Origin of the sequence: Kitasatospora sp. NPDC127111 (genome assembly GCF_042677465.1) — a bacterium.
In the GTDB taxonomy this organism is placed as follows: domain Bacteria; phylum Actinomycetota; class Actinomycetes; order Streptomycetales; family Streptomycetaceae; genus Kitasatospora.
Genome location: NZ_JBHXTG010000049.1, coordinates 19,801 through 45,325, shown reverse-complemented (window position 1 = coordinate 45,325; position 25,525 = coordinate 19,801). Strand labels below are relative to the sequence as shown.

General features: G+C 74.6%; 17 protein-coding genes and 2 pseudogenes. 17 read left to right on the top strand and 2 right to left on the bottom strand.

The window, feature by feature from the left end; translation table 11 throughout:
* Nucleotides 1-55: 55 nt before the first annotated feature.
* The 6 genes from ACFVHB_RS26255 (at nucleotide 56) to ACFVHB_RS26230 (ending at nucleotide 12,832) form a co-directional block, all read left to right on the top strand.
* On the top strand, nucleotides 56-3,745 hold the full coding sequence (locus tag ACFVHB_RS26255) for a DUF4132 domain-containing protein (protein WP_380327078.1): 3,690 nt from the start codon (nucleotides 56-58) through the stop codon (nucleotides 3,743-3,745).
* A complete protein-coding gene (locus ACFVHB_RS26250) occupies nucleotides 3,742-4,857 on the top strand; it encodes an AAA family ATPase (protein WP_380327075.1) in 1,116 nt (371 codons plus the stop codon). The genes ACFVHB_RS26255 and ACFVHB_RS26250 overlap by 4 nt, the downstream gene beginning before the upstream one ends.
* Complete coding sequence (locus ACFVHB_RS26245) at nucleotides 4,857-7,430, top strand: DUF5682 family protein (RefSeq protein ID WP_380327072.1); 2,574 nt, start codon at nucleotides 4,857-4,859, stop codon at nucleotides 7,428-7,430. The genes ACFVHB_RS26250 and ACFVHB_RS26245 overlap by 1 nt, the downstream gene beginning before the upstream one ends.
* A complete protein-coding gene (locus tag ACFVHB_RS26240; protein ID WP_380327069.1) occupies nucleotides 7,427-8,641 on the top strand; it encodes a VWA domain-containing protein in 1,215 nt (404 codons plus the stop codon). Before ACFVHB_RS26245 ends, ACFVHB_RS26240 begins: the two co-directional genes overlap by 4 nt.
* A complete protein-coding gene (locus ACFVHB_RS26235; protein WP_380327066.1) occupies nucleotides 8,638-10,713 on the top strand; it encodes a hypothetical protein in 2,076 nt (691 codons plus the stop codon). The genes ACFVHB_RS26240 and ACFVHB_RS26235 overlap by 4 nt, the downstream gene beginning before the upstream one ends.
* Before the next feature lie 157 nt (nucleotides 10,714-10,870).
* The gene (locus ACFVHB_RS26230; protein WP_380327063.1) at nucleotides 10,871-12,832 is read left to right on the top strand and encodes a glycoside hydrolase family 5 protein; all 1,962 of its coding nucleotides are present in this window, start codon (nucleotides 10,871-10,873) and stop codon (nucleotides 12,830-12,832) included.
* 85 nt (nucleotides 12,833-12,917) lie between these two features.
* Here the strand turns inward: ACFVHB_RS26230 and ACFVHB_RS26225 are convergent, their stop codons facing one another.
* Nucleotides 12,918-13,910: a GlxA family transcriptional regulator gene (locus tag ACFVHB_RS26225; RefSeq protein ID WP_380327060.1), complete on the bottom strand. Its 993-nt coding sequence runs from the start codon at nucleotides 13,908-13,910 to the stop codon at nucleotides 12,918-12,920.
* Nucleotides 13,911-14,120: 210 nt separating this feature from the next.
* Here ACFVHB_RS26225 and ACFVHB_RS26220 point away from each other — a divergent pair, with 210 nt between their 5' ends.
* The 4 genes and pseudogenes from ACFVHB_RS26220 (at nucleotide 14,121) to ACFVHB_RS26205 (ending at nucleotide 17,956) form a co-directional block, all read left to right on the top strand.
* The gene (locus ACFVHB_RS26220) at nucleotides 14,121-14,711 is read left to right on the top strand and encodes an isochorismatase family protein (protein WP_380327057.1); all 591 of its coding nucleotides are present in this window, start codon (nucleotides 14,121-14,123) and stop codon (nucleotides 14,709-14,711) included.
* Nucleotides 14,712-15,092: 381 nt separating this feature from the next.
* A pseudogene (locus tag ACFVHB_RS26215) lies at nucleotides 15,093-16,145 on the top strand (family 2 encapsulin nanocompartment cargo protein terpene cyclase); the annotation flags it as partial.
* A gap of 18 nt (nucleotides 16,146-16,163) precedes the next feature.
* Nucleotides 16,164-17,042, top strand: coding sequence for a geranyl diphosphate 2-C-methyltransferase (locus ACFVHB_RS26210; RefSeq protein ID WP_380327054.1), 879 nt, complete (start codon nucleotides 16,164-16,166; stop codon nucleotides 17,040-17,042).
* A gap of 203 nt (nucleotides 17,043-17,245) precedes the next feature.
* Complete coding sequence (locus ACFVHB_RS26205) at nucleotides 17,246-17,956, top strand: DUF4232 domain-containing protein (protein ID WP_380327052.1); 711 nt, start codon at nucleotides 17,246-17,248, stop codon at nucleotides 17,954-17,956.
* A gap of 71 nt (nucleotides 17,957-18,027) precedes the next feature.
* Here the strand turns inward: ACFVHB_RS26205 and ACFVHB_RS26200 are convergent, their stop codons facing one another.
* The gene (locus ACFVHB_RS26200; RefSeq protein WP_380327049.1) at nucleotides 18,028-19,728 is read right to left on the bottom strand and encodes a histidine decarboxylase; all 1,701 of its coding nucleotides are present in this window, start codon (nucleotides 19,726-19,728) and stop codon (nucleotides 18,028-18,030) included.
* 181 nt (nucleotides 19,729-19,909) lie between these two features.
* On the opposite strand from ACFVHB_RS26200, the gene ACFVHB_RS26195 reads away from it, so the two are divergent.
* The 7 genes and pseudogenes from ACFVHB_RS26195 (at nucleotide 19,910) to ACFVHB_RS26165 (ending at nucleotide 25,485) form a co-directional block, all read left to right on the top strand.
* On the top strand, nucleotides 19,910-20,401 hold the full coding sequence (locus tag ACFVHB_RS26195; protein WP_380327046.1) for an Lrp/AsnC family transcriptional regulator: 492 nt from the start codon (nucleotides 19,910-19,912) through the stop codon (nucleotides 20,399-20,401).
* Between the two features lie 113 nt (nucleotides 20,402-20,514).
* A complete protein-coding gene (locus ACFVHB_RS26190) occupies nucleotides 20,515-20,964 on the top strand; it encodes a YbhB/YbcL family Raf kinase inhibitor-like protein (protein WP_380327043.1) in 450 nt (149 codons plus the stop codon).
* A pseudogene (locus ACFVHB_RS26185) lies at nucleotides 20,948-21,082 on the top strand (hypothetical protein); the annotation flags it as partial. The gene ACFVHB_RS26190 and the pseudogene ACFVHB_RS26185, both read left to right, overlap by 17 nt.
* 1,104 nt (nucleotides 21,083-22,186) lie before the next feature.
* Nucleotides 22,187-22,951, top strand: a complete 765-nt coding sequence (locus ACFVHB_RS26180) for an amino acid ABC transporter ATP-binding protein (RefSeq protein WP_380327040.1) — start codon at nucleotides 22,187-22,189, stop codon at nucleotides 22,949-22,951.
* 31 nt (nucleotides 22,952-22,982) lie between these two features.
* Nucleotides 22,983-23,873 (top strand): glutamate ABC transporter substrate-binding protein, encoded by an 891-nt coding sequence (locus ACFVHB_RS26175; protein WP_380327037.1) that lies wholly within the window; start codon nucleotides 22,983-22,985, stop codon nucleotides 23,871-23,873.
* 23 nt (nucleotides 23,874-23,896) lie between these two features.
* The gene (locus ACFVHB_RS26170) at nucleotides 23,897-24,562 is read left to right on the top strand and encodes an amino acid ABC transporter permease (RefSeq protein WP_380327034.1); all 666 of its coding nucleotides are present in this window, start codon (nucleotides 23,897-23,899) and stop codon (nucleotides 24,560-24,562) included.
* The gene (locus ACFVHB_RS26165; RefSeq protein WP_380327031.1) at nucleotides 24,559-25,485 is read left to right on the top strand and encodes an amino acid ABC transporter permease; all 927 of its coding nucleotides are present in this window, start codon (nucleotides 24,559-24,561) and stop codon (nucleotides 25,483-25,485) included. The genes ACFVHB_RS26170 and ACFVHB_RS26165 overlap by 4 nt, the downstream gene beginning before the upstream one ends.
* Nucleotides 25,486-25,525: the final 40 nt, after the last annotated feature.

Here is a 25,525-nt window from a genome sequence, read left to right as displayed (position 1 = left end):
TGATCACCGGATGGTCGCTGCACCCGGTGGCTGGCCACGGCATGGAGGAGGAGCTGTGCGGCGCTGGGAGCTCGTCGGTGACGGGTCTGCGAAGTTCTGGGAGGCCGCGGTCGAGGGCGCGTCGGTGCACGTGCGCTACGGCCGGATCGGCACCACCGGCCGTGCGCAGGTGAAGGAGCTGGACTCGGCCGCGGCGGCGCAGGCGCACTTCGGCAAGCTCGTGGCGGAGAAGGCGCGCAAGGGCTACACCGAGGTCGGCGCCACGCCCACGAGCACGGTCGCGCCCGCGAGCCCCGCCGCGCCCACGGCCGCCGCCGCCGTCGAGCCGCAGCCGGACGCCCCGGCCGCGGAGGCCGCCCCGCCCGGCGGGCTGCCGGACGAGGACACCTTCGTGCTGCCCGCCGCCTGGCACCGGTTCGTCCTGCCGCGCCGCGGCGGCACGGCGCGGGCCGTGACCCGGCCCGGGCCGCAGGCGGTGGAGGCGGCCGAGGCGCGGATCGCGGCCGAGCGGGTGTCGATCGAGCAGGCGCTGGCGTCCTCGTACTCCGACGCCACGCTGGTGTCCGCCGCCCAGGCCTACCTGGCCGGGGACCCGGACCCGCTCGGGGCCGCCGCCGTGGCGAGCCTGGTGCCGCCGGCCTGGCAGTCCACCGGCTACGAGCAGCTGCCGTTCGCCGACGCCTGGGTCGCGGCGCACGGGCCGGTCTTCGCTGCCCGGGCCGTGGTGGAGCTGTTCGGGATCGCGTCCGACGCGCGGCACACCGCCGTCCGGCGGTCCGACGCCGTGCTCCGGTACCTCGGCCCGACGGACCACGTCCCGCTGCAGGTCGTCCGGCCGTCGGCGGACCGGGTGCGGGCACTGCTCGCCGCCGCCGAGGAGACGGTGTACCAGGAGGCGGTGGCCGCGCTCGCGGAGTGCCGCACCACGCCCCGGCGCCGGCTCGCCGCCGCGTACCTCGCTCCGGGCGTGCCCGGCTGGGCCGACGACTGCATCGCCGACGAGCCCGGCTACGGCGCCGGCGGGCCGGTGCTGCGCGCGCTGCTGCTCTGCGCGCTGGACGACCCGAAGCAGGTCGAACGCCTCGGCACGACGCCGAACCTGATCTGGAACGGCTGGTCGGTGGGGCTGATCGCCACGCTCGCCGACGGCGTCGGCACGGCCTGCGTGCCCTTCCTCGGCCATGCGGTCGAGCAGGCCTACGGCTCCGACCGGGTGCGCAGCCTCGCCTCGGCGGTGGCGCAGTTCCCGGACGACGACGCCTTCCGGCTGCTGCTCGCCCGCCTGGACGACAAGCACACCCGGCCCGCCGTCCAGGAGGCCATGCAGCGGTACCCGGTCCGGGCCGTGCGGCTGCTCGCCGCGGCGGTGCTGCACGGCGGCAAGAACGCGCCGGCCGCGCGCCAGCTCCTCAACACCCATCTGGCCCTGCACCGCGCCCTCCTGCCCGAGATCCTGCCGCGGCTCGGCGCGGGCGCGGCCGAGCTGGTCCGCTCGCTGGACGGCGCCCGCGAGCGCCTCGCCGAGGCGGCACCGGCGGAGCTGCCAGCGCTGCTGGTCTCCCCGCCGTGGTCGCGCAGGCGCACCCCCCGCAAGCCGCGCGTGCTCGACCTGCCGCAGGCGGACGACGCGCCGCGCCTGCTGTGGCGGGAGGGCGAGCGGGAGCGCTGGGCGAGGCCGGGATCCGAGGGGTGGGACTACCCGGAGTCGACGCCCTGGGAGGCGGAGGCCCGCCGGGTCGTCACGCACGACTCCGGCCTCTGGTACGCGGCCCGGCTGCTCGCGCAGGGGCCCGCCGAGCTGCTCACCCCCTACGTGGAGGCGTGGCGTCCCACGGACCTGTGGCACGGGGTGGAGCTGCTGCGCCCCGTCGTCGCCAAGTACGGCACGGCGGCGGTGCCGATGGCGGTGCACGCCGCGCGGACCCAGCCGGCCAACCTGGCACCGCTGCTGCTGCCGGTCCTCGACGCCGGCGCCGCGCGGGTGCTGGCGGACGGCCTGGTCCGGCTCAAGTCGGTGCAGCCGACCGCCCGTTCCTGGTTCGCCCGGCACGGGATCCCGGCCGGCCTGCTGCTGGTCCCCGACGCGGTCGGGCCCGCCGGGGCGGCCCGGCGGGCGGCCGAGCAGGCACTGCGCCTGGTCGCGGCCGACGAGGGCGCCGACGCCGTGCTGGCCGCGGTGACCGCCCGGCACGGCGAGGAGGCGGCGGGGATCGTCGCCGAGGCGCTGGCCACCGACCCGCTGGAGAACGCGCTGCCGGCCAAGCTGCCGGTGCTGCCCGCCTGGCTGCAGCCCGCCGTGCTGCCGCAGGTCCGGCTCGCCTCGGGTGCGGCACTCCCGGAGACCGCCGTCCGGCACCTGCTGACCATGCTCGCGCTGTCCACGCCGGCCGACCCGTACCCCGGGCTCGCCGTGGTCGTCGAGGCCTGCCGGGCCGACGCGCTGGCCGCCTTCGCCTGGGCGCTGTTCGAGGAGTGGCGGCAGGCCGGCATGCCCGCCAAGGAGAGCTGGATCCTGCACGCGCTCGGCACCCTCGGCGACGACGAGACGGTCCGCCGGCTCACCCCGATCGTGCGGGACTGGCCCGGGGAGGGCGCGCACCACCGCGCGGTCGAGGGCCTGAACGTGCTGGCCGGGATCGGCAGCGACGTCGCCCTGCTGCACCTGCACGGCATCGCCCAGCGGGTGAAGTTCAAGGCGCTCAAGGCCCGCGCCCAGGAGAAGATCTCCGAGGTCGCGGAGGGCCTGGGCCTGACCGGCGAGCAGCTGTCGGACCGGCTCGTCCCCGACTTCGGCCTGGACGCGGACGGCACCACGGTGGTCGACTACGGCCCGCGCCGCTTCACGGTGGGCTTCGACGAGCAGCTGCGCCCCTTCGTGCTGGACGCGGACGGCAAGCGCCGCAAGGACCTGCCCGCCCCCGGCGTCAAGGACGACCAGGAGCTCGCCCCGGCCGAGCGCAAGCGCTTCGTCGCGCTGAAGAAGGACGTCCGCACCGTCTCGGCCGACCAGATACGCCGGCTGGAGGCCGCCATGGTCGCCGGGCGCGGCTGGACGGCCACGGAGTTCCGCGAGCTCTTCGTCCGGCACCCGCTGGTCTGGCACCTGGTGCGCCGCCTGGTCTGGCTCGCCGACGAGACGAACGACGCGGGCGGCGCGAACGGCGCGAACGGCGCGAACGGCACCACGACGACCGCCTTCCGGGTCGCCGAGGACCGCAGCTTCGCGAACGTCGAGGACGACGCCTTCACCCTCGCCGAGGACGCGACCGTCCGCCTCGCCCACCCGCTGCACCTGGGCGACGACCTGGCGGCGTGGTCGGAGCTGTTCGCCGACTACGAGATCCTGCAGCCCTTCCCGCAGCTCGGCCGGCCCGTCCACCGGGTGACGGCCGAGGAGGCGGCCGCCGACCGGCTGCACCGCTTCGAGGGCCGCACGATGCCGGTGGGCCGCGTGCTCGGCCTGACCAAGCGCGGCTGGGAGCGCGGCGCACCCCAGGACGCCGGGGTGGAGTGCTGGATCTCCAAGCGGCTCGGCGAGGCCTGCTACCTGGTCGCCGAGCTGCAGGAGGGCATCGCGGTCGGCGCGCTCGACGTGTTCCCCGACCAGACCTTCGAGACCGTCCGGCTGAACGTGACGCCGGACCACTACGGGCACCACCGCGACCACGGGCTGCGCTTCGGCGAGCTGGACCAGGTCGTCGTCTCCGAGCTGCTCGCCGACCTGGAGGAGGTGACGGCCCGGTGACCACCGTCGACATGACGCCCCTCGACGGCCCCGGCGCCGGGGAGGACGCCCTCCAGCGCCCGCCCGCCGAGGTCCGGTACGCGGAGGAGCTGGCCGCGCTGCGGGCCGCGGACGACGATCCGCGGCCGCCGGGCTGGCGGCTCAGCCTGCGGGCGGCGCGCCGGTTCATCGTCGGCGACGCCGGGGCCGGGATCAGCCGCAAGTTCGTCGGCGACACCGCGCTGGTCGAACGGGCCCTCGTGACGCTGGCGACCAACCGCGGCCTGATGCTGGTCGGCGAGCCGGGCACGGCCAAGTCGCTGCTGTCCGAGCTGATCGCGGCGGCCGTCAGCGGCACCTCGACGCTCACCGTCCAGGGCGGCGCGGCCACCACCGAGGACCAGATCAAGTACTCCTGGAACTACGCGCTGCTGGTCTCCGAGGGGCCGTCACCGCGCTCCCTGGTACCGGCGCCGATGCTGCGCGGCATGGCCGAGGGCCGGCTCGTCCGCTTCGAGGAGATCACCCGCTGCCCGCTCGAGGTGCAGGACTGCCTGCTTTCGCTGCTCTCCGAACGGGTGCTCGCCGTGCCGGAGTTGGACGGGCCGGAGGGGATGGTCTTCGCCCGCGCCGGCTTCAACGTGATCGCCACCGCCAACACCCGCGACCGGGGCGTCAACGAGATGAGCGCCGCGCTCAAGCGCCGGTTCAACTTCGAGACGGTCTTCCCCATCCCGGACTTCGCGACGGAGCTCGCGCTGGTCGAGGCCGAGGCGGCCGCGCTGCTGCGCCGCTCCGGGGTCGAGGCCGCGCCGGACCGCGAGGTGCTGGAGGTGCTGGTGGGGACGTTCCGCGAGCTGCGCGGCCACCAGGCCCCGGGCGAGCGGCTGTCCGCCGTGATGAGCACCGCGGAGGCGGTGTCGGTCGCGCACGCCGTCGGCGTGCGCGGGTGGTTCCTGCGCCGGGAGGCCGGCAACGCCGCCGACGTGGTCACCTGCCTGGCCGGCACGGCGGCCAAGGACAGCCCGGAGGACCTCGCCCGGTTGCGCCGCTTCCTGGAGCAGCAGGCGGCCCGCCGCGGCGGCGCCCAGTGGCAGGCCCTCCACGAGGCGCGACACCTGCTGGCCGGCTGATGACCCCGGCACCGGCACCCGAAGCCGCACCCGGGCCCGCACCGGCACTGCCCACGGCCGGCGGCCCCCGCACGGCGGAGGCCGTGTTCATCGGCGTGCGCCACCACTCGCCGGCCTGCGCCCGGCTGGTGGCCCGCACGATCGAGGCGCTCCGCCCGGCGTACGTGCTGGTGGAGGGCCCGGCGGACATGAACGCGCGGCTGGACGAGCTGCTGCTCGGCCACGAGCTGCCGGTCGCCGTGTTCAGCCACCACCGTGACGGGCAGCGCACCGCGACGTCCTGGACGCCGCTGTGCGACTACTCGCCGGAGTGGGTCGCGCTCTCGCACGGCCGCGCCGCCGGTGCGCGGGTGCGGTTCATCGACCTGCCCGCCTGGCACCCGGCCCTCACCGAGCGGGCCGAGCCGACGGCCAACCGCTTCGCCGACGCCGAGGCCAGGTACGCGGAGGCCACCGGGCGGCTCTGCGAGCGCTTCGGCACCGACTCGGTGGACACCCTGTGGGACGGGCTGTTCGAGGTGGCCGACCCGGCCGGGCTGGCGGAGCGGCTCGACGCCTACTTCGAGCTGGTCCGCGGCGACGCCCTGGCCGACCCGGGCGACCGGGCGCGCGAGGCCTACATGGCCCGCTGGATCCGGGCGGCGCTCGCGCGGGCCGGGGGGCGGCCGGTACTCGTGGTGACCGGTGGCTTCCACACGCCGGCGCTGCGGGCCCTGGCCCGCGGGGGTGAGGAGAGCGCCGCTCCGCAGACCGGCGACGGGACCGCCGAGGCCCGGGCGTCCGTGCCCTGGCCGGCCGTCCCGGAGCCGCCGGCCGGGACGCTGGGCGGCAGCTTCCTGGTGCCGTACTCCTTCCACCGGCTGGACGCCTTCGCCGGCTACCAGTCCGGCATGCCCTCACCCGGCTACTACCAACTGCTGTGGGAGCGCGGCCCCGCCGCCGCCGCGGACGGCCTGCTGGAGCAGGTCGTCCGCCGGCTGCGCGGCCGGCGCCTCGCCGTCTCGACCGCCGACCTGATCTCCGCCCGGAGCCTCGCCGAGGGCCTCGCGGCGATGCGCGGCCACCCGGTGCGGGCGCGCACCGACGTCCTCGACGGTCTCGCGAGCGCGCTGATCAGCGAGGCCCTGGACCAGCCGCTGCCGTGGAACGGGCGCGGCACGCTGACCGCCGGCACCGATCCCGCCGTGGTCGAGATGGTGGCCGCGAGCACCGGGGACCGGGTCGGCCGGCTGCACCCGGCCACCCCCGCCCCGCCGCTGGTGCACGACGTCGCCGCGCAACTGGAGCGGTGCGGGGTCGAGCCCGGCCGCGCGGTCACCACCGACCTCACCGACCCGGCAGGCCTGCGGCGCAGTCAGGTCCTGCACCGGCTGAGGGTGCTCGGCATCCCCGGCCACGTCCGCACCTGCGGCCCGACGGCCGGGGCGGACCCGGTCTTCACCGAACACTGGGAGCCACAGCCGGCGCCGGGGCGCGACGCGGCGCTGGTCGAGGCGGGCGCGTACGGGGCGCGGCTGGACGAGGCCGCCGCCGTCGCGCTCGCGGAGCGGGTCCGCGCGGCGCCCGCCCCGCCCGGTGCCTCCGCCGGGCCGGCCGCGCCCGGTGCCGCGTCCACGGCGGCGTCCCCCGGTCCGTCCGGCGGTGCGTCACCGGACGCGGAGGCGGGCGCCCTGTCCGGCGTGCTCTTCGACGCCGTGCTGTGCGGGGCGGACGCGCTCTCGGCCGAGGTGCTGGCCGCACTCGCCGCCCGGGTGGGCGCGGTCGCCGAACTCGGCCCGGCGGGCGAGGTGCTGGCGACCGCCCTGCACCTGTGGCGGCACGACCGGGTGTACGGCACGGCCGGTGACCCGCTGCTGGCCGCTGTCGTGGACGAGGCGGCCGGCCGGATCCTCTGGCTCGCCGAGGGACTGCACGGCGGCAGCGGCGTCGACCCGGCACGGCTGCGGGCGCTCGCCGTCACCCGTGACGCGCTGCGCCACGCGGCGGGGGTGCTGACGCTCCCCCGGGCGGCGGCGCTCGACACCGCCGCCCGGATCGCGGTCGACCCGGCGGCGCCCGCCGACCTGCGCGGGGCCGCGCTCGGACTGCGCTGGTCGCTCGGCGCCGGGGGTGCCGAGGCGGTCGACCGGGCGCGGTCGCTGGCCGGCGCGGATCCCCAGCGGCTCGGCGACTGGCTGGCCGGCCTGTTCGCCCTGGCCCGCGACGAACTGACGGGCGAGAGCACCCCCACCGGCCCGGGCGAGAGCACGCCCACCGGCCCGGGCGACGCCGAGGCCGGCGCCCCCGGCCGCTCCCTGCTCGACGCCCTGGACGACATCGTCACCACCCTGACCGAAGGCGACTTCCTGACCGGTCTGCCCGCCCTGCGCCAGGCCTTCGCCTACTTCCCGCCCCGCGAGCGCGAGCGCGTCGCGGAGCGCCTGCTCGAACGGCGCGGCCGGCGCGGCTCGGCCCGCTCGCTGCTGCGCACCTCGGCCGACCCGCTGGACCTGGCCCGCGCCCGCACCCTGGAGGAGAACGTGCACCGACTGCTCGACCGGTACGGCCTGCGGACCGGACCGGGCACGCCGTGACCGGCACCGACCGCACCCCCCGCGTCGACCGCGTCGACCGCGTCGACCGCGTCGACCGCCCCGTTGTGCCCGACGCCGGGCTGGAACGCTGGCGGCTGATCCTGGGCGCCCCGGCCGAGCGCGCCACCGGCCCGCTCGGCGCGGAGGCCGCCGCCCGGGACGCGGCGCTCGAGTGGCTCTACGGCCGGGACGCCGACCTCGAACGGCGCGGCGTCCGGCGCGGCCCGGCCGGCGGCCCGGCGAACGGACGGACCGGCGGCGACGGCGCCTCCGCGCTCACCCCGGTGGACTGGCTGGACGACGTCCACCGGCTCTTCCCCAAGGAGACCGTCGAGCGGCTGGAGCGGGACGCCGTCGAGCGGTACGAGATCACCGAGATCGTCACCGACCCGGAGGTGCTCGCCAGGGTCGAGCCGAACACCACCCTGCTCCGCGCCGTGCTGCGCACCAAGCACCTGATGAACCCCCAGGTGCTCGCCCTCGCCCGGCGGATCGTCGAGGCGGTGGTCCGCGAGCTGCTGGACCGGCTCCGGCCGGAGCTGCGCCGCGCCTTCACCGGCGCCCGCTCGCGCCGCCCCAGCCGGCTGCCGCTGGCCCGCGACTTCGACTTCCGGGGGACGGTCCGGGCCAACCTGGCGCACTACCAGCCGGAGCGGCGCCGGGTGCTGATCGAGCGACCGCGCTTCCACGCGCGCACCCGGCGGCACCTGGAGCAGTGGCAGCTGATCCTGCTGGTGGACCAGTCGGGTTCGATGGCCGGCTCGGTGATCCACTCCGCCGTCACCGCCGCCTGCCTGTGGAACCTGCCGGGGCTGCGCACCCACCTGATCGCCTTCGACACCGCGGTGGTGGACCTCACCGCCGACGTGACCGACCCGGTCGAGCTGCTGATGCGGGTCCAGCTCGGCGGCGGCACCGACATCGCCCGCGCCGTCGACTACGCGGCCGGCCTGGTGGACAACCCGCGCCGCAGCATCGTCGCGGTCGTCTCCGACTTCTACGAGGGCGGCGACCCGTACCGGCTGGTCCGCACCGTCCGCGGCCTGGTCGAACAGGGTGCCACCGTGCTCGGCCTGGCCGCCCTGGACGAGGAGGCCGACCCGGTCTACGACCGCGCCCTCGCCGGCCGGCTGGCCGAGGCGGGCGTCCACGTCGGCGCGATGACGCCCGGCCGGCTCGCCGAGTTCGTCGCGGAGAAGGTGGGCCGGTGAGCACACCCGCCGACCCACCGCCGCGGGCGGACCTGCTCGCCCTCACCCCGGACACGCTCGCCGCGCTCGCCAACCGCGGCCTGGTCAAGCGCGCCGCCAAGGAGGTGGACTCCGGCGCCGGGCCGCGGGTCGACCGCGCGGCCGACGGAGGCGTCCTCGGCGTCCACCCGGACGGCAGCCGGCCGCGGCTGCCGGTCGGTGCGGGCCTGGACGCGGCCGAGTGCAGCTGCGCCGCCACCGGCGTGTGCCGGCACCTGATCGGCCTGGTGCTGGCCTACCAGCGGCTGCACGCGGCGGCCGGACCATCCGCCCCGCCGGTGACCGACTGGTCCCCGGGCGCGTTCGACGACGCGCGGCTGGAGGCCGCGTTCGGCCGGACGGCGCTGGCCGCCGCGCGCCGCACGCTCGACCGCGGCTACGCGGCGACGGTGCACCGCGCCGACGCCGCGCAGCCCGTCCCTTGGGTGGAGCTGGCGACCTGCACCGTACGGTTCCCCGTCCCGCACGAGCTCGGCTACGCGCTGACCGACGCCGCGGCGCCGCTGCGCGGGGAGACGATCGCGCTCGCCGTCTGGGCCTTCCGCGCCGCCGACGCGGTCGAAGGCGCCGACGCCGCCGACCCGGCCGACGCCAGGGCCGGCACCCGCGCGACCGTGCAGGTCACGGTCGGCGGCCCCGCGCCCACCCGGCCGAGCCGGGACACCGGCCCCGCCGCGGGCCCGGACGCGGCCCCGGCGGCCCCGGACCAGCTGGCCGAGGCCGCGGCCCTCGCGGACGAGCTGCTGCTGGACGGCGTCGCGCACACCACCCCGGTCTTCGCCGCACAGCTGGACCGCGCGGGTGCGGCCCTGTCCCGGGCCGCCCTGCACTGGCCGGCCGCGCTGCTCACCGAGCTGCGCGGGCAGGTCGACGCCCACGCGGCGCGCGACGCCCGGTACGAGGCCGCGCGGGCCGCCGCCCTGATCGCCGAGCTGCACGCCCGCCGCCGGGCCGGCGCGGTCGACCGGCCGGGCGTGCTCGGCACCCGCGAGCCGGCCGACACCCCGCTGCGCCGGGTCCGGCTGGTCGCCCTCGGCTGCCGGATCTCCGGCCGGACGACCGCGGACGGCTCGACGGAACGCTCGGCCGAGGTGTACCTCGCGCAGCCCGACGCCGGGATCGCCCTGGTGCTGCGCAAGCGCTGGGAGGTGACGGAGGGCCGGCCCGCCACCGGTGCCGGGCTCGCGACGCGGCGCCTGCTCGGCTCCCCGCTGCGGGCACTGGCCGGCGCCAACGTCGTCAGCGAGCACATCTCCCGCAGCCCCGGCCGTACCGTGACCATCGGTCGCGGGCGGGTGGCCGCCACGAGCATCACCCCGGTCGGCTCCGCCTGGGCCGACCTGCCCGCGCCGCTGCTGGTGCGCGACCTCACCGCGCAGCTGCGCGCCTGGGACGACCGGCCGCCCCGGCTGGTCCGGCCCCGGGTGGAGGCCGACACCGCCCGGGTGCTGGCGGTCGCCGCCGTCGAGTCCGTCGGCTACGACCCGGGCCGGCAGCGGTTCGAGGCGGTCGTCCGGGACCGGGCCGGCACGACCGCGCTGGTCCGCGCCGAGCACGACCCGGTCTGCCCGGGCCGGCTGGACGCGCTGGCCGAGGCGCTCGACGGCGGGCGGGTCCGCTTCGTCAGCGGCCTGCTGCGCCGGGAGGGCGGGCACCCGGTGCTCGACCCGCTGGCCGTCCTCACCACGGACGGGCTGGTCGTCCCCGACCTGGCGGCGGGCGACGGGACGGGCGCACTCGCCCCGGCCGTACCGCGCACCCCGGATCCGATCACCCACGCCCTCGAAGCGGGCCTCGCCGCCCTCGCCGAGCTCGCCCACACCGGGCTGCGCGGCCACCACCACGCGGCGCGCGACCACCTCGCCGCGGCGGCCGACGGACTGCGGCGCGCGGGCCTGCACAGCGGCGCGGCGCTGGTGCGGGCGGTCGCGACGGCTCTGGCCACCGGGCCCGCCGACGCGGCGGTGGGCCCGTGGACGGAGGCCGCGATCCACCTGCTGGTCGCCCTCGAACTCCACCAGGAGGCGTCCTGAAGCCGGCGCGGCGAACCCGAACCGCCGTACGACGCAGGGGGATCGGGGTCTCCCGGTCGGCCTGATGGTGTGCCAGGATCCCGGGTGACCGTGTACATGCGGGCCGGCGCCCGGCGGGGGCGGCCGGCGTCCACCCCCTCACCAGTTCGGGACCACCATGAGAAGACTCGCACTGCGCGTGCTGTCCGCGGCGACGGCCCTCTCGGCCCTGCTCGCGCTGCCGTCCGGGACCGCCACGGCGACCACCGGAGCCACCCCCGACACGACCGCCGCCGCACCCGCCGCCGCCCCCGTACCGCTCACCGGCGCCCAGTTGGCCGCCTCCTGGACGGGACCGCTGAGCACCCGCGGGCGCTACATCGTCGACGCGGCCGGCGACCGGTTCAAGCTCAGGGCGGGCAACTGGTCGGGCGCCCAGGGCACCTGGCAGGGCAGCGGCACCACCACGGACCCGGCGAACAACCAGGCCGGCCAGGTCTCGTACAACCTGCCGCTCGGCCTCGACCGGGCCCCGCTGTCCGAGATCCTGGCCGGCTTCCACAGCCTCGGCCTGAACAGCGTCCGGCTGCCGTTCGCGGACGCGATGGTCCGGGACACCTCGGTCGTCCCGGACGCCGCCGTCGCCGCCAACCCGCAACTGCGCGGCAGCACCCCGCTCCAGGTGTTCGACGCCGTGGTGGCGGCCCTCACCGCCGACGGCTTCGCCGTGATCCTGAACAACCACACCACCGGCTACCGGTTCTGCTGCGGCCTGGACGGCAACGAGCGCTGGAACAGCGGCCAGTCCACGGCGCAGTGGGAGGAGGACTGGCTGTTCATGGCGAACCGGTACCGGGCGAACAAGCGCGTGGTCGGCGCCGACCTGCGCAACGAGGTCCGCCGCGACACCTGGGACGACCCCAACTGGGGCATGGGCGACAGCCACGACGAGTACGCCGCCTTCGAGGAGGCCGGCAACCGGATCCTCCGGGCCGCGCCCGACCTGCTGATCGTCATGGAGGGCATCAACTGGCAGGGCGTCCCGCTGGCCGGCCTCTACCACGGCCGCCCGCAGCTCAAGCCGGTCGCCACGCTCTCGCACACCCTGATCGACTCCGGCAAGCTGGTCTACTCGGCTCACTTCTACGGCTACACCGGCCCGGCCAACACCGGTGCCGGCAGCGGACCCGGCGCCACCGGTGACCCGCGCTACCAGGACTTCACGCCCGAGCAGCTGGCCGCGGTGGTCGACGAGGAGGCGCTCTTCGTCACCCGCACCGGGCAGCACTTCACCGCCCCGGTCTGGATCAGCGAGTTCGGCGCGGGCGGACGCGGCTCGACCGACGCCAAGGAACACGCCTGGTTCGACCGGTTCACCGCGATCCTCGCCGCCCACGACACCGACTTCGCCGTCTGGCCGCTGGTCGGCTGGCACAACGATGGTGTCCCGCAGGACAGTTGGGCGCTGCTCCACTACGACCGCGGCGGCCGCCGGCTGAGCGTCGAGGACCAGGGCGACTGGCGCGCCGACGCCTGGAACCGGCTGGTCGCCGCCCCCTCGTACACCGGCCCGGTCCCGGTGGTGCCGCGCTGGAACGTGCTCGACCTGGACCACGCCGACCAGAACGTGTCCCGGCGCATGCTGGCCCTGCCCGACTGGAGCAGCGGCAACCGCAAGGGCAACTGCCCGGACGGCCAACGGCTGGTGGGCCTGGGCCGCAGCGACAGCCGCGGCCTCTGCACCGACGCCGCCCAGCCCGCCACCGCACCGGGCGACTGGGTCACCGTGACCGACCAGCGCTACGTCACCGACGGCGACTGGGCCTCCGGCTACGACAAGCTCCAGTGCCCGACCGGCCACCTCGCCGTCGGCTACAGCGTCCGCGGCAACGCGATGGCCGCGCTGCTCTGCGCGCCCGCGGGCACGGCGCTGTCCACGACGAACCGCGTCCTCTGGTTCGACCACGGCGACAACCGGCCGCCGGCCTCCCCCGACGCCGACTCCACGGCGAGCGACTGGGCCCCGGGGTACTACAAGGGCCAGTGCGGCTCCGGCGAGTACGTCGCGGGCGTGGCGATGACCTGGCGCTGGCTGCACGCCGGCGTCCCGGACGCCCTGCTCTGCCGCCCGCTCCGCTGAGTCCCCGGAAGGCCGAGTCCCGGGGGGGCGAGGCAACGGGAGGCGTCGGCCCCGGCCGGCGCCTCCCCCTCGCCGTCGGCGCGGCTCAGCCCGGGACGGTGCGGAAGCGGAGGCGGTACTCCGTCGGCGTCGTGTCGAGCTGCCGGCGGAACGCCCGCACGAGGGTGTCCGTGGTGCCGAAGCCGCAGGTGGCGGCGATCCGGTCGAGGGTCAGGTCGGTGGACTCCAGCTGGTGGCGCGCCCGTTCCACCCGGGCCGACTCGACGTAGACGCTCGGGGTGGTGCCGAGCTCGGCCTTGAAGATCCGGGTGAGCTGCCGCTCGCTGACGTGCGCGTGCGCGGCGAGGTCCGCGACGCCGAGGGGTCCGTCCAGGTTGCGCAGGATGTGGAGGCGCAGGTCCTCGATCCGCCGGGTGGCGGAGACGGGTTCGAGCGGCACGCTGAACTGGCTCTGCCCGCCCGGGCGTTTGAGGTACATCACCAGTTGCCGGGCGACGCGCAGCGCGAGGGCCTCGCCGAAATCGTCGGCGACCAGGGCGAGGGCCAGGTCGAGGCAGGCGCTGATCCCGGCGCCGGTCCACACGTCGCCCTCGCGGATGAAGATCGGGTCGGCGTCGACCTCGACCGCCGGGTGGTCGGCGGCGAGTTGGCGCGCGGTCGACCAATGGGTGGTGGCGCGCTTGCCGTCGAGCAGCCCGGCGGCGGCGAGGAGGTGCGCGCCGACGCAGACGGAGGTGACCCGCCGGGCCCGGCCGGCGAGGCGCTTCACCCACTCGACGACGACGGGGTCGGTGAGCGCGTGGACGCGGCGCCGGGCGTCGATCTCCACCGAACCGGGCACCAGCAGGGTGTCGATGCTCCGGGCGGCCGCCTCCGCGAAGGTGAGGTCGGGGAGGACGCGCACACCGGCGGAGGTGGTGACCGGGTCGGTCCGCTCGGCGGCGAGCACGACGCGGTAGCCGGTCGCGTCGTCGGTCTCGCGCCGCACGAGGGAGAACACCTCGGGCGGTCCGGTGACGTCGAGCAGGTCGACGCCCTCGAAGAGGACGATGACGACGAGTCGTTCCACGGTGCTCACGCGGCCTCTGGTCTCCCGCCCCCGGACTCCCGTCCCCGGTCTCCGGTCCCCCGCCGGGCCGGCCGGCCCGATGTCTGTTTCTGCATGTTAGTCGACATTGCCGACATGCGGCGGCCGGCCATAGCGTTCCGGAGGCGGCTCACCGCGGGTCCGGGAAGCGGAGCGGGAGCGGCCCGACGAACCCGAACCAGCACCGGAAGTGGGACTCCCATGCCGACGACGACCCTGCGCGAACTCAACGGCCTCGACGAGACGCCGGCCTCGCTCGCCGAGGCGACGCTGATCCTGATCGACTACCAGAACACCTACACCCGCGGCGTGATGGAGCTGGCCGGCTGGCAGGCCGCGCTCGACTCCGCCGCCGCCCTGCTGGCCCGGGCCCGGGCGGCGGGCGCGAAGGTCGTCCACGTCGTCAACGACGGCGGCGAGGGCACCCCGTACGACATCCGGGCGGAGATCGGCCGGATCCACCCGAGCGTGGCGCCGGCCGAGGGCGAGCCGGTCGTGGTCAAGCGGACCCCGGACGCGTTCCACGGGACCGACCTGGACCGGCACGTGGACGCCGCCGGGCACGAGGACGTCATCGTCGCCGGGTTCATGACCCACATGTGCGTCGCGTTCACCGCGGCGGGGGCCTTCCTGCGCGGCAACCGCCCCACCGTGGTCGCCGACGCCTGCGCGACCCGGCCGCTGCGGGCGGCGGGCACCGAGCTGTCGGCCGAGCACGTCCACCACGGCGCCCTCGCGACCATCGCCGACCTGTACGGGGTCGTCGTGGCGACCGGGGAATCCCTGCGCTGAGCCGGTCCGGCACCGGCTCCCGCGACAACCGGAACACACCGCGCGAGCGCGGCCTCTCCACCGAGGCCGCGCTCGTTCGCGTTCCACCCCGGAAATGCCTGACCGTCGGGCGCTCCAAACCCGGTATGCCCGAACGTTCACTCTATCGGGTACAGAGATCGCTTCGGAGTGCGTCCGGGCGCACCGCCCCACCTAACGTTGATCAGCGGGCGACAAGGGGATCCGTGCCGAGCTCCCCTTCGTGGCACATCGGATGACGATCCGTCATGACGATCACCAGTCCTTTTCACAAGAGGGAGGCTCTGCCATGTCCGTGGACACCCGACCGGAGAACCACGTGGGCACCGCGGCGGTACGGCCATGAGCCGGAGGGCCATGGACCGGATCATCAGTGGTCCGAGCGGCCTGGGAACGGCGGGCCTGCGCCTGGGGCGGCGCGAGGGCGCGCCGAAGCCCGGCGACCCCATCCCCGGCCTGTACTTCCACCCGATCGCCGAGCCCGATCCGGTGCGCTCCGCGGAGCTCAGCGAGCGGATCAAGGCCTGGGCGCTGGACGAGGTCGAGCTCTACCCGCCCGAGTGGGAGGACCAGTTCGACGGGTTCTCGGTGGCCCGGTACATGGTGGGCTGCCATCCCGACGCCCCGTCCACCGACCACCTGATGCTCGCCGCCCGGCTGATGGTCGCCGAGAACGCGGTCGACGACTGCTACTGCGAGGACCACGGCGGCTCGCCCGTCGGTCTCGGCGGGCGGCTGCTGATGGCGCACACCGCGCTCGACCCGCTGCACACCACCCCGGAGTACCAGCCGGCCTGGGAGGAGTCGCTCCACGCGGACGCCCCGCGCCGGTCGTACCGCTCCGCCATGGAGTACTTCGTCAACGCGGCGAGCCCGTCCCAGGCGGACCGGTTCCGGCACGACATGGCCCGCCTGCACCTCGGCTACCTCGCCGAGGCCGCCTGGGCCGAGACGGACCACGTCCCCGCGGTGTGGGAGTACCTGGCGATGCGCCAGTTCAACAACTTCCGCCCGTGCCCGACCATCACGGACACCGTCGGCGGCTACGAACTGCCCGCGGACCTGCACGCCCTGCCGGCCCTGCAACGCGTCATCTCGCTCGCCTCCAACGCGACGACGATCGTGAACGACCTCTACTCGTACACCAAGGAACTGGCCGGCCCCGGCCGGCACCTGAACCTGCCCGTGGTGATCGCCGAGCAGGAGGACCTCAGCGACCGCGACGCCTACCTGAAGGCGGTCGAGGTCCACAACGACCTCATGCGCGCCTTCGAGGCCGAGGCCGCCGCGCTGGCCGCGGCCTGCCCGGCCCCGACGCTGGTGCGCTTCCTGCGCGGCGTGGCCGTCTGGGTCGACGGCAACCACCACTGGCACCGGACCAACACCTACCGCTACAGCCTGCCCGATTTCTGGTAACCCGAGGAGCTGACCACCATGACCACTACCGACCTCCCCGCCCCGACCACCTCCACCATCCCCGGCCCGGCAACGCCCTACCAGGACGACATCGCGCGCTACTGGGACCACGAGGCCCGCCCGGTCAACCTGCGCCTGGGCGACGTGGACGGCCTCTACCACCACCACTACGGGATCGGCGACGTCGACCACGCCGCGCTGGGCGACCCGGACGACAGCGAGCGCGAGAAGAAGGTGATCACCGAGCTGCACCGGCTGGAGTCCGCCCAGGCCGACCTGCTGCTGGACCACCTGGGCCCGATCCGGCCCGAGGACACCCTGGTCGACGCCGGCTGCGGCCGCGGCGGCTCCAGCGTGATGGCCCACCAGCGCTTCGGCTGCAAGGTCGAGGGCGTCACCCTGTCCGCCAAGCAGGCCGAGTTCGGCAACCGGCGGGCCAAGGAGCTCGGCATCGAGGGCTCGGTCCGCGCGCAGGTCTGCAACATGCTCGACATGCCGTTCGCGACCGGCTCGATCGCGGGCTCGTGGAACAACGAGTCCAGCATGTACGTCGACCTGCACGACCTCTTCGCCGAGCACTCCCGCGTGCTCGCCGTCGGCGGCCGGTACGTGACGATCACCGGCTGCTGGAACCCCGCCTACGGGCAGCCGTCGAAGTGGGTCTCCCAGATCAACGCGCACTTCGAGTGCAACATCCACTCCCGCCGCGAGTACCTGCGCGCCATGGCCGACAACCGGCTGGTGCCGCAGGCCGTCATCGACCTCACGCCGGCGACCCTGCCCTACTGGGAGCTGCGCGCCACCTCCTCCCTCGTCACCGGCATCGAGGAGGCGTTCATCTCCTCCTACAAGGACGGCTCGTTCCAGTACGTCCTGATCGCCGCCGACCGGGTCTGACCCGCTCCCCCGACCGGGCCGCGGCGGGCGCCCCCACCGCCTGCCGCGGCCGGCCCGTTCCGTGCGCCACTGGGCGGGTTCGTCCCGGTCTCGTCACCGTCGTGTCACACCCGGCCGACCGCGGAACCGGGGCCCGGACGCCGGTGTGTAAGGGGCTGGTGCCGGCGCAGGGCCGGCACCTCTCCATCCTCTCGGGGGGCGCCATGCAGTCGACGCAGTACACGCAGAACGGGAAGAAGGCCCGCAGAGCCGCGGTGGCCGTGGTCGCGGCGGCCACGGCCACCCTGGTGGTCACGGCCTGCGGGCCCGGGGACGACGGGCCCGGAACGACCGGGGCCCCGTCGGCGGCGGTGACCGCCTCGACCGTGCCGGGCGCCACGGCGCCGGTCAGCGCGCCCCCGGCAGCCACGGCCAAGCCCAGCACGCCGCCCGCCGCCCCGGCCACCGGCCCCGCCTCCGCGAGCGCCGCGGCGCCGGCCTGCACGGCGGGCGAACTGAAGGTGGACGCGCACCAGGCGAAGCAGCGGCCCGACGGCACCGGGACGGGTGCGGCGATCGTCGGCTTCACCAACACGTCCGGACACCCGTGCACCCTCCAGGGCTTCCCGACGGTGGCCGGAGCGGCCAACGGCTCCCCGGACCGCAACGCCCCGCTGACGGTGACCCACACCGGCTCCGCCGCCCCGGTCCGGCTGGCGCCGGGCGGCAAGGCCTGGGTGAAGCTCACCTTCGTCCAGGTCCAGGGCGAGGCCGACGGCTACTGCGTCTCCGGGACCACGCCGGTCGTCTACCCCACCCTCGTGCTGGGCCTGCCGGGCGCGGGTGCCCACCAGGTCGCCCTGGACGACGGCTCGATCGCCGAGTGCGACAACAAGGTGACCACCACCCCGGTGCTGGCGACCCGTCCGTCCTGACCGCTCCGACCGCCCCGCTCCGACCGCCCCGCCCTGACCGCGCCCGGGGGTCCGTCGGTCGGCCCCGCCCGTCAGGACCGCCGGGCGGGCCCGCCCAGGATGGCCGGGTCCTCGGCGAGTTCGGCCAGCAGGGCGTCCAGCTTGGTCCGGTCCACCGAGGGCATCACGAAGACGTGCACGTAGCTGCGCCGGGTGGACTCGTCACCGGGGACCATCAGCACGTCCTGCGAGGAGAGCGACCACTTCGCCACCAGCTCCGGGCTGGGCTTGCGGAAGCGCACGGTGACGGCGCCCGGGGTGCGGGCCGGCCACAGCTCGACGCCCGTCTCCCGCTCGATCTCGCGCAGCCGGCGCTCCAGGTAGCCGGCCAGCTCCTGGGCGGTGCGGATCCGGTCCACCTGGTCCTGGTAGGAGTGCCGGGACAGGTGGTCCCAGATCACCAGCGGGGAGAACCCGTTGCGGGAGCCGGCGAAGGTGGTGTCCGGCGCGCCGATGTAGTCCGGCTGCGACGGCGGCGAGATCTGGTACTTCACCTTCGTCATGTAGATGCCGCACGGCCACGGGGCGCCGGCCCACTTGTGGCCGCTCATGGCTATCGAGGAGACCATGTCGACCTCGCCGGACTCCCGGGTGGGCAGCCGGAGGCCGAAGTCGAACTCCGGCAGCTCCGCCTCCGGGGTCCAGCCGTACGCCGGGTCCTGCGAGGCCATCCGCAGGAAGGGCGCGTAGCCCGCGCCGAGGGCGCCGTCCACGTGGATCCAGAAGCCGCGGCGCACGTCGACCAGCGGCTCGCCGGTCCGCGGGTCGGTGCCGTGGACCACCTCGCGCCGGACCAGCCCGTGCCGCTCGAAGATCGGCAGCAGGCGCTCGCAGACCTTCCGGACGTCGTCGTGGGCGCCCTTGAAGGTGCTGCCCAGGTTGAGGTTGACGAAGACCGGGTGGCCGTGCGCGGCGAAGAACTCGACCAGCACCGCCAGCGCGTCGACGTCGACCTCACCGGGGCCGTCCCAGGACAGGCCGGAGGGGCCGGCGGCGGAGGGCACCTCGGTGGGCCACTCGCGGCGCCCGGTGACCGGGTCGGTGAGCGGGCACTCGTCCGGGTACAGCTCCTGGCCGACGGCGTGGAAGGTCTCGACGCCCAGCACCCGCACGGCCTTGGCGAAGGAGTAGTGGGTGTCCTCGGAGTAGAACGCGACCGGGCGGTGGGCGTTCGGGTTCTGCCGGTCGGGCGTGGCCCGGACGTACCGCAGGGCGTCGAACGGGGCGGTCGGCGGCTGGATCAGCGCCTTGCCGCTCAGGTAGTCCCGGGCGTTCCAGAGCGCGTACATGTTGCCCTCGGTCGAGCCCATGGACAGCATGTAGCCCCAGTAGGACTCCGGGTCGGCGGGGTCGTGCGGCCGCTCGGCGTGCCACAGCTTCGCGTAGTAGTCGAGCACCGCGCGCTCGACGACCTTGGTGTTCGGCTTGTAGCCGCCGCTCTGGAACGGGTCGCCGAGGTTGTTGATGTTGTTCGGCATGAACCGGGCCAGGTCCAGGGCGCAGCCCTGCATCTCCTGGGTGGCCTGGTAGCCGACCAGGTGCTTGCGCTTGCGCGTGAGGTACTCGTCGACCGTGTCGAGGGCGCGCAGGCGCCGGGCGTCGTCCAGCCCGGCCGCGGGGAGCGCGAAGTCGGCGTCGTCCAGCTCCGGCCCGGGATCGACGGCGGGCACCGGCTCGACGACGGACACCGGGTCGACGGCGGTCGCGGCGGCGAAGGTGGCGGTCGGGCTCATGGGCGCGGCACTCCGGGGTCGCTGGTCGGCCGGTCCGCGAGCGGGAACGGCGGGAGGGGCGTTCGCCGCTCGCGGCCAGGATGGAACTTTTCGATGCCGGACGGAAGGTCTCCCGAACAAGATTCGGAAGATGATCACTTTGCCTTGCGGATCGACGGAAACGGCTGGAATCCTGGGCGGCATGCCGAACAATCCGCAGGCCCGCCGCGCGCCCGTCGACGACGTGGACCGCGCGATCATCCGCGCGCTCGCGGACAACGCCCGGATGCCGAACAACGCCCTGGCCGAGGCGGTGGGCATCGCCCCCTCGACCTGCCTGGCCCGCGTGCGGGCCCTCCAGGAACGCGGGGTCATCCGCGGCTTCCGGGCCGAGGTCGACCCCGCCGCGATCGGGCTGCCGCTGCAGGCGATGATCTCGGTCCGGCTCCGGGCGCACACCCGCGAGCAGAACGAGAGCTTCCGCTCCACCGCCCCCGACCTGCCCGGCGTCCTGGCGGTGTTCCACATGGCCGGGTCCGACGACTACCTGCTCCACGTCGGCGTGGCCGGCCCCGAGGGCCTGCGCGACTTCGTCGTGGACCACCTCACCACCCACCCGGCGGTGGCCCAGACCCGGACCAACCTGATCTTCGAGCAGATACCGGGCCGCCGGTACCTCGCACCGGAGTGGTGACGGCGGCACGGCCTCCGTGGGCGCTGCCCCGGCCCGGCGTCGCGGTCGGCCGAGCGGGTGGCGAGCGGGCGGGAGGCGTGGCGTCCGGGACGGTTGCGGGTACGGCGGTGCGCATGACCGGAATCACGCTCACGAGCACGGCCTTCGCCGACCACTCCGCCATCCCCCGCCGCCACAGCATGGAGGGCGACAACGTCTCGCCCCCGCTGAGCTGGTCGGGGGTGCCGGACGGCGCGACGGAGCTGGTGCTGCTCTGCGAGGACCCCGACGCGCCCGGCGGCACCTTCCTGCACTGGCTGGTCACCGGCATCGACCCGGCCAGTTCCGGCGTGCCGGAGGGCGCGGCCCCACGGGGCGGGCACCAGTGGCCGAACGGCTTCGGCCGGGTCGGCTGGGGCGGCCCCATGCCGCCGCCCGGCCGCCCGCACCACTACGTCTTCCGCCTGTCCGCCCTCTCCGAGCCGCTCCCCCTGCACGGCCGCCCGACGTCCGAGGCGGTGCACCGGGCGTTGAAGGACAGGGAGCTGGCCGGCGGCAAGCTCACCGGCACCTACCGGCGCTGATCCGGGCGCACGGGTCAACGCCCGAGCGTCGGAACGGCCTAGGCGAACGCCTTGGCCTGCCAGTAGCCGAACGGCCGGAGCGGGTCGTCGCCGTCGAGCGTCCACGGCCAGGCGGTGACCGTGTCGCCGATCAGCTCGAAGGCGCCGGTGCTCTCCCGCGCGCGGCCGGCCTGGACCAGCGCGAAGGCGAGCAGGTTGAGGTCGGCCAGGGCGGCCGCGTGCCGGAGGTGGCCGGCCCGGGGCCATTCGGCCACCGCGGTGCCCAGCACCCGGGTGGCCCGGGCGCTCGCCCACTGGCGGCGGACCAGCAGGGCCTCGACGCCGCCCTGCGCGGTGGTGCGGGCGTACTCGTCGACCAGCGCGGTGAGTTCCACACCCACGGCCGGTGCGTTCGACGGGACTCCCGCGCGGACCGACTCCACGAAGTCCAGCTGGCTGCTGCGCGAGCCGCGCTCCTCCGGGGACAGGTAGCGCAGCATCTGCAGGTGCGCCTCGCGGTTCCACGGGTCGCGCGCGGTCACCTCGTGCCAGACGGCGAACGTGTCGCGCGACTCGGCGCGGATCAGGCGCAGGATGCCGAGCAGCACCACCCAGGGAGTGGGGTCGTCGGGGGCGGCGTCGGCGGCGCGGTAGCAGTTGTCGGCGGCGGCCCGGGCGTCCTCCATCCGTCCGGCCTGCCGGCCGCGGCACAGCTCGACCCACGCCTCGAACACCAGCGGGTCGACGCCGTTGCTCCGGCGCAACCGCCAGGACCGGGCGAGCCCCGAGGGCGCGGCGGCCTCGGCGAGCACGGCGAGGCGGTGCGTCCGACGGTCCCAGTCCGTACCGGTCTCCCGCAGGAGCCGCTCGATCTGGTCGATCTGAATGCCGCCCTGTCCAGGAATTCCGGGGCCATTCAGCTGCCGTCGGACCCGCCCGAGTTCGGCGTCGTCGAGTTCCGGCCGAATGCGCGGGCCGGAGGCGCGGAATCTTCGAAGGATCGACACGCGCCGCAGCCTAGGCCTCCACCCGAATGTCGGACACCCCCCGAAGGGGAATTGTTATTTCCCGGTGCTTTCCGGCCCCGACGCTTCCGGGGCGACTTCGGTGAACCTACGCTTCCGTACCGCGACCGGTAGGGGCTTTCGTGACGAATATGAGTGTGCCTCAGAAATTCCGTTCCGCCGTCGGGGTGCGCCTTCCCGCCGGAGGACGGAGCATGTAGCCGACGAGCGGAGCAGCCATGAGCAACGAGGGTCCCGCCCCGGGTACGGGCGAGCTGGTCGTGCTGAGCAACGTCAACAAGCACTTCGGTGAGCTCCACGTGCTCCAGGACATCGACCTGACCATCGCCCGCGGCGAGGTGGTGGTGATCATCGGGCCGTCCGGCGGCGGGAAGTCCACGCTGTGCCGCGCGATCAACCGGCTGGAGACCATCGACTCCGGCGAGATCGTCATCGACGGCCGGCCGCTGCCCGCCGAGGGCCGCGAGCTCGCCGCGCTGCGGGCCGACGTGGGCATGGTGTTCCAGTCCTTCAACCTGTTCGCGCACATGACCGTGCTGCGCAACGTGACGCTCGGCCAGATCAAGGTCCGCGGGAAGGACCGCAAGGCCGCCGAGGAGCGGGCACGCCGGCTGCTGGAGCGGGTGGGGGTCGCCTCCCAGGCGGACAAGTACCCGGCGCAGCTCTCCGGAGGTCAGCAGCAGCGCGTCGCGATCGCCCGGGCGCTGGCCATGGAACCGAAGATCATGCTCTTCGACGAGCCGACCTCCGCGCTCGACCCGGAGATGATCAACGAGGTGCTGGAGGTGATGCGCCAGCTCGCCCGGGACGGGATGACCATGGTCGTCGTCACCCACGAGATGGGGTTCGCCCGTTCGGCCGCCAATCGCGTGGTGTTCATGGCGGATGGCCGGATCGTGGAGGAGACGACACCCGACCGGTTCTTCAGCGACCCGCGCAGCGAGCGGGCCAAGGACTTCCTCTCGAAGATCCTCCACCACTGACCGGGACCATTGAGCACGAGGAATGATCACCATGAAGCTTCACCAGGTCACGGTCGCGGCCGCCGCCGCGCTCGTGCTGTCGCTGACCGCCGCCGGCTGCGGGTCCGACGGCGGTGGCGGGACGGGCGGCGGGACGAGCGGCGCCACGGGCGCTGCCACGAGCGGCGCCACGGGCGGTGCGACGGGCGGCGGCAAGAAGATCACCGTCGGGATCAAGTTCGACCAGCCGGGCATCGGCCTGAAGACCCCCGACGGCAAGTACACGGGCTTCGACGTGGACGTGGCCACGTACGTCGCCAAGCAGCTCGGCCACAACCCCGAGGACATCGTCTGGAAGGAGGCGAAGAGCGCCGACCGCGAGACGCTGCTCCAGCGCGGCGACGTCGACTTCATCGCCGCCTCGTACTCGATCACCCCCGCGCGCTCGGAGAAGGTCGACTTCGCCGGCCCCTACCTGCTGGCGCACCAGGACGTGCTGATCCGGGCGGACGACGACTCCATCAAGACGCCCGCGGACCTGAACAACAAGAAGCTCTGCTCGGTCACCGGCTCCACCTCGGCGCAGAACGTCAAGACGAAGATCGCGCCCAACGCCCAGCTCCAGGAGTACGGCGGCTACTCGGAGTGCCTGACCGGCCTGGAGAACAAGGTCATCGACGCCCTGACCACCGACGACTCGATCCTCGCCGGCTACGCCGCGCAGCCCCAGTTCAAGGGCAAGTTCAAGCTCGGCGGCTTCAAGATGAGCAACGAGAACTACGGCATCGGCGTCCAGAAGGGCAGCGAGCTCAAGGCGCAGATCAACACCGCCCTGGAGAAGATGGTCCAGGACGGCTCCTGGGACGCGGCCGTGAAGAAGAACTTCGGCCCCGCCGACTACCACAACGAGCCCGCACCGCAGATCGGCGTCATCGTCAGCTGAGGCGGAGCGCCGGGAGGTACGCCGTGTTCGACTTTCTCGAGGGCTACAACCTGCTGGGCGCCTTCTGGGTGACGGTGCAGCTCACCTTCTACTCCGCCGTCGGGTCGCTGATCTGGGGCACCGTGCTGGCCGCCATGCGGGTCAGCCCGGTGCCGCTGATGCGGGGCTTCGGCACCGGCTACGTCAACGTGGTCCGGAACATCCCGCTCACGGTGATCATCGTCTTCACCTCGCTGGGCCTGTTCCAGACCCTCGGCGTCACGCTCGGCGCGAACGACTTCAAGACGATCGACTTCCGGCTCGCCGTGCTCGGTCTGATCGCCTACACCTCGGCGTTCGTCTGCGAGGCGCTGCGGTCCGGCATCAACACGGTGCCGATCGGCCAGACCGAGGCGGCGCGGGCGATCGGCCTGCGGTTCCCGCAGGTGCTGATGCTCATCGTCCTGCCGCAGGCCTTCCGTTCGGTGGTGGGCCCGCTCGCCAACGTGCTGATCGCCCTGACCAAGAACACCACGGTGGCGGCGGCGATCGGTGTCGCCGAGGCCGCGGCGCTGATGCGGGTGATGATCGAGAACGAGGCCCAGCTCATCCTCATCTCGGCCATCTTCGCGTTCGGCTTCATCTGCCTCACCCTCCCGGCCGGGCTGTTCCTCGGCTGGGTCGGCCGGAAGGTCTCGGTGAAGCGGTGAAGGAGTCGACCGTCCTGTACGACGTGCCGGGGCCGCGGGCCAAGCGGCAGAACGTGCTCTACACGGCGCTGTTCCTGGTCGCCCTCGCCGCGCTGCTCTGGTGGGTGGTGCAGAGCCTCGCCCACAAGAACCAGCTGGAATGGGTCAAGTGGCGGCCCTTCTTCACCGACTCCCGGGCCTGGGAGACGTACCTGCTGCCCGGGCTCAAGAACACCCTGATCGCCGCCTCGCTCGCGATGGTGATCGCGCTGCCGCTCGGCGCGCTGTTCGGCATCGCCCGGCTCTCCGACCACCGGTGGATGCGCGGCGCGGCCGGCACCGTCGTGGAGTTCTTCCGCGCCATCCCGGTGCTGATCCTGATGCTCTTCGCGAACGCGGCCTACGCCAAGTTCACCGACGTCAGCCCCGACAGCCGGCCGCTGTACGCCGTGGTCACCGGTCTCGTCCTCTACAACGCCTCGGTGCTCGCGGAGATCGTCCGGGCCGGGATCCTGGCGCTCCCCCGGGGCCAGACCGACGCCGCCAAGGCGATCGGCCTGCGCAAGGGCCAGGTGATGCGCCACGTGCTGCTGCCGCAGGCGGTCGCCGCGATGATGCCGGCGATCGTCAGCCAACTGGTCGTCATCGTGAAGGACACCGCGCTGGGCGGCGCGCTGCTCGGGTTCTCCGAACTCCTGGCCTCGGTACGCCCGATGAGCGCGAACTACGGGGCGAACACCATCGCCTGCTTCACCGTCGTCGCCGTGATCTTCGTCGTCCTGAACATCGCGCTCACCTCGTTGGCGAACTGGCTGGAGGGCCGGCTCCGGCGCGGCAAGCGGTCCACCGGCGCGGTGGTCGGCGCGGGCACGGTCGAGGAGCTGGCCACCCCGGGCGAGCACGTCGGCCGTGAGGACCTCGGAGGGGCCGGCGAGTCCTCCTGAGCCCGGCGCCGGCGGGTTCGGGCTCCTCCGCGCCCGCCGG

Excerpts from the sequence above, each read along its gene's own strand:
- ACFVHB_RS26245 (WP_380327072.1), top strand. The coding sequence starts at position 4,857 with ATGACCCCGGCACCGGCACCCGAAGCCGCACCCGGGCCCGCACCGGCA.
- ACFVHB_RS26230 (WP_380327063.1), top strand. The coding sequence starts at position 10,871 with ATGAGAAGACTCGCACTGCGCGTGCTGTCCGCGGCGACGGCCCTCTCG.
- ACFVHB_RS26220 (WP_380327057.1), top strand. The coding sequence starts at position 14,121 with ATGCCGACGACGACCCTGCGCGAACTCAACGGCCTCGACGAGACGCCG.
- ACFVHB_RS26210 (WP_380327054.1), top strand. The coding sequence starts at position 16,164 with ATGACCACTACCGACCTCCCCGCCCCGACCACCTCCACCATCCCCGGC.
- ACFVHB_RS26205 (WP_380327052.1), top strand. The coding sequence starts at position 17,246 with ATGCAGTCGACGCAGTACACGCAGAACGGGAAGAAGGCCCGCAGAGCC.
- ACFVHB_RS26200 (WP_380327049.1), bottom strand. The coding sequence starts at position 19,728 with ATGAGCCCGACCGCCACCTTCGCCGCCGCGACCGCCGTCGACCCGGTG.
- ACFVHB_RS26195 (WP_380327046.1), top strand. The coding sequence starts at position 19,910 with ATGCCGAACAATCCGCAGGCCCGCCGCGCGCCCGTCGACGACGTGGAC.
- ACFVHB_RS26190 (WP_380327043.1), top strand. The coding sequence starts at position 20,515 with ATGACCGGAATCACGCTCACGAGCACGGCCTTCGCCGACCACTCCGCC.
- ACFVHB_RS26180 (WP_380327040.1), top strand. The coding sequence starts at position 22,187 with ATGAGCAACGAGGGTCCCGCCCCGGGTACGGGCGAGCTGGTCGTGCTG.
- ACFVHB_RS26175 (WP_380327037.1), top strand. The coding sequence starts at position 22,983 with ATGAAGCTTCACCAGGTCACGGTCGCGGCCGCCGCCGCGCTCGTGCTG.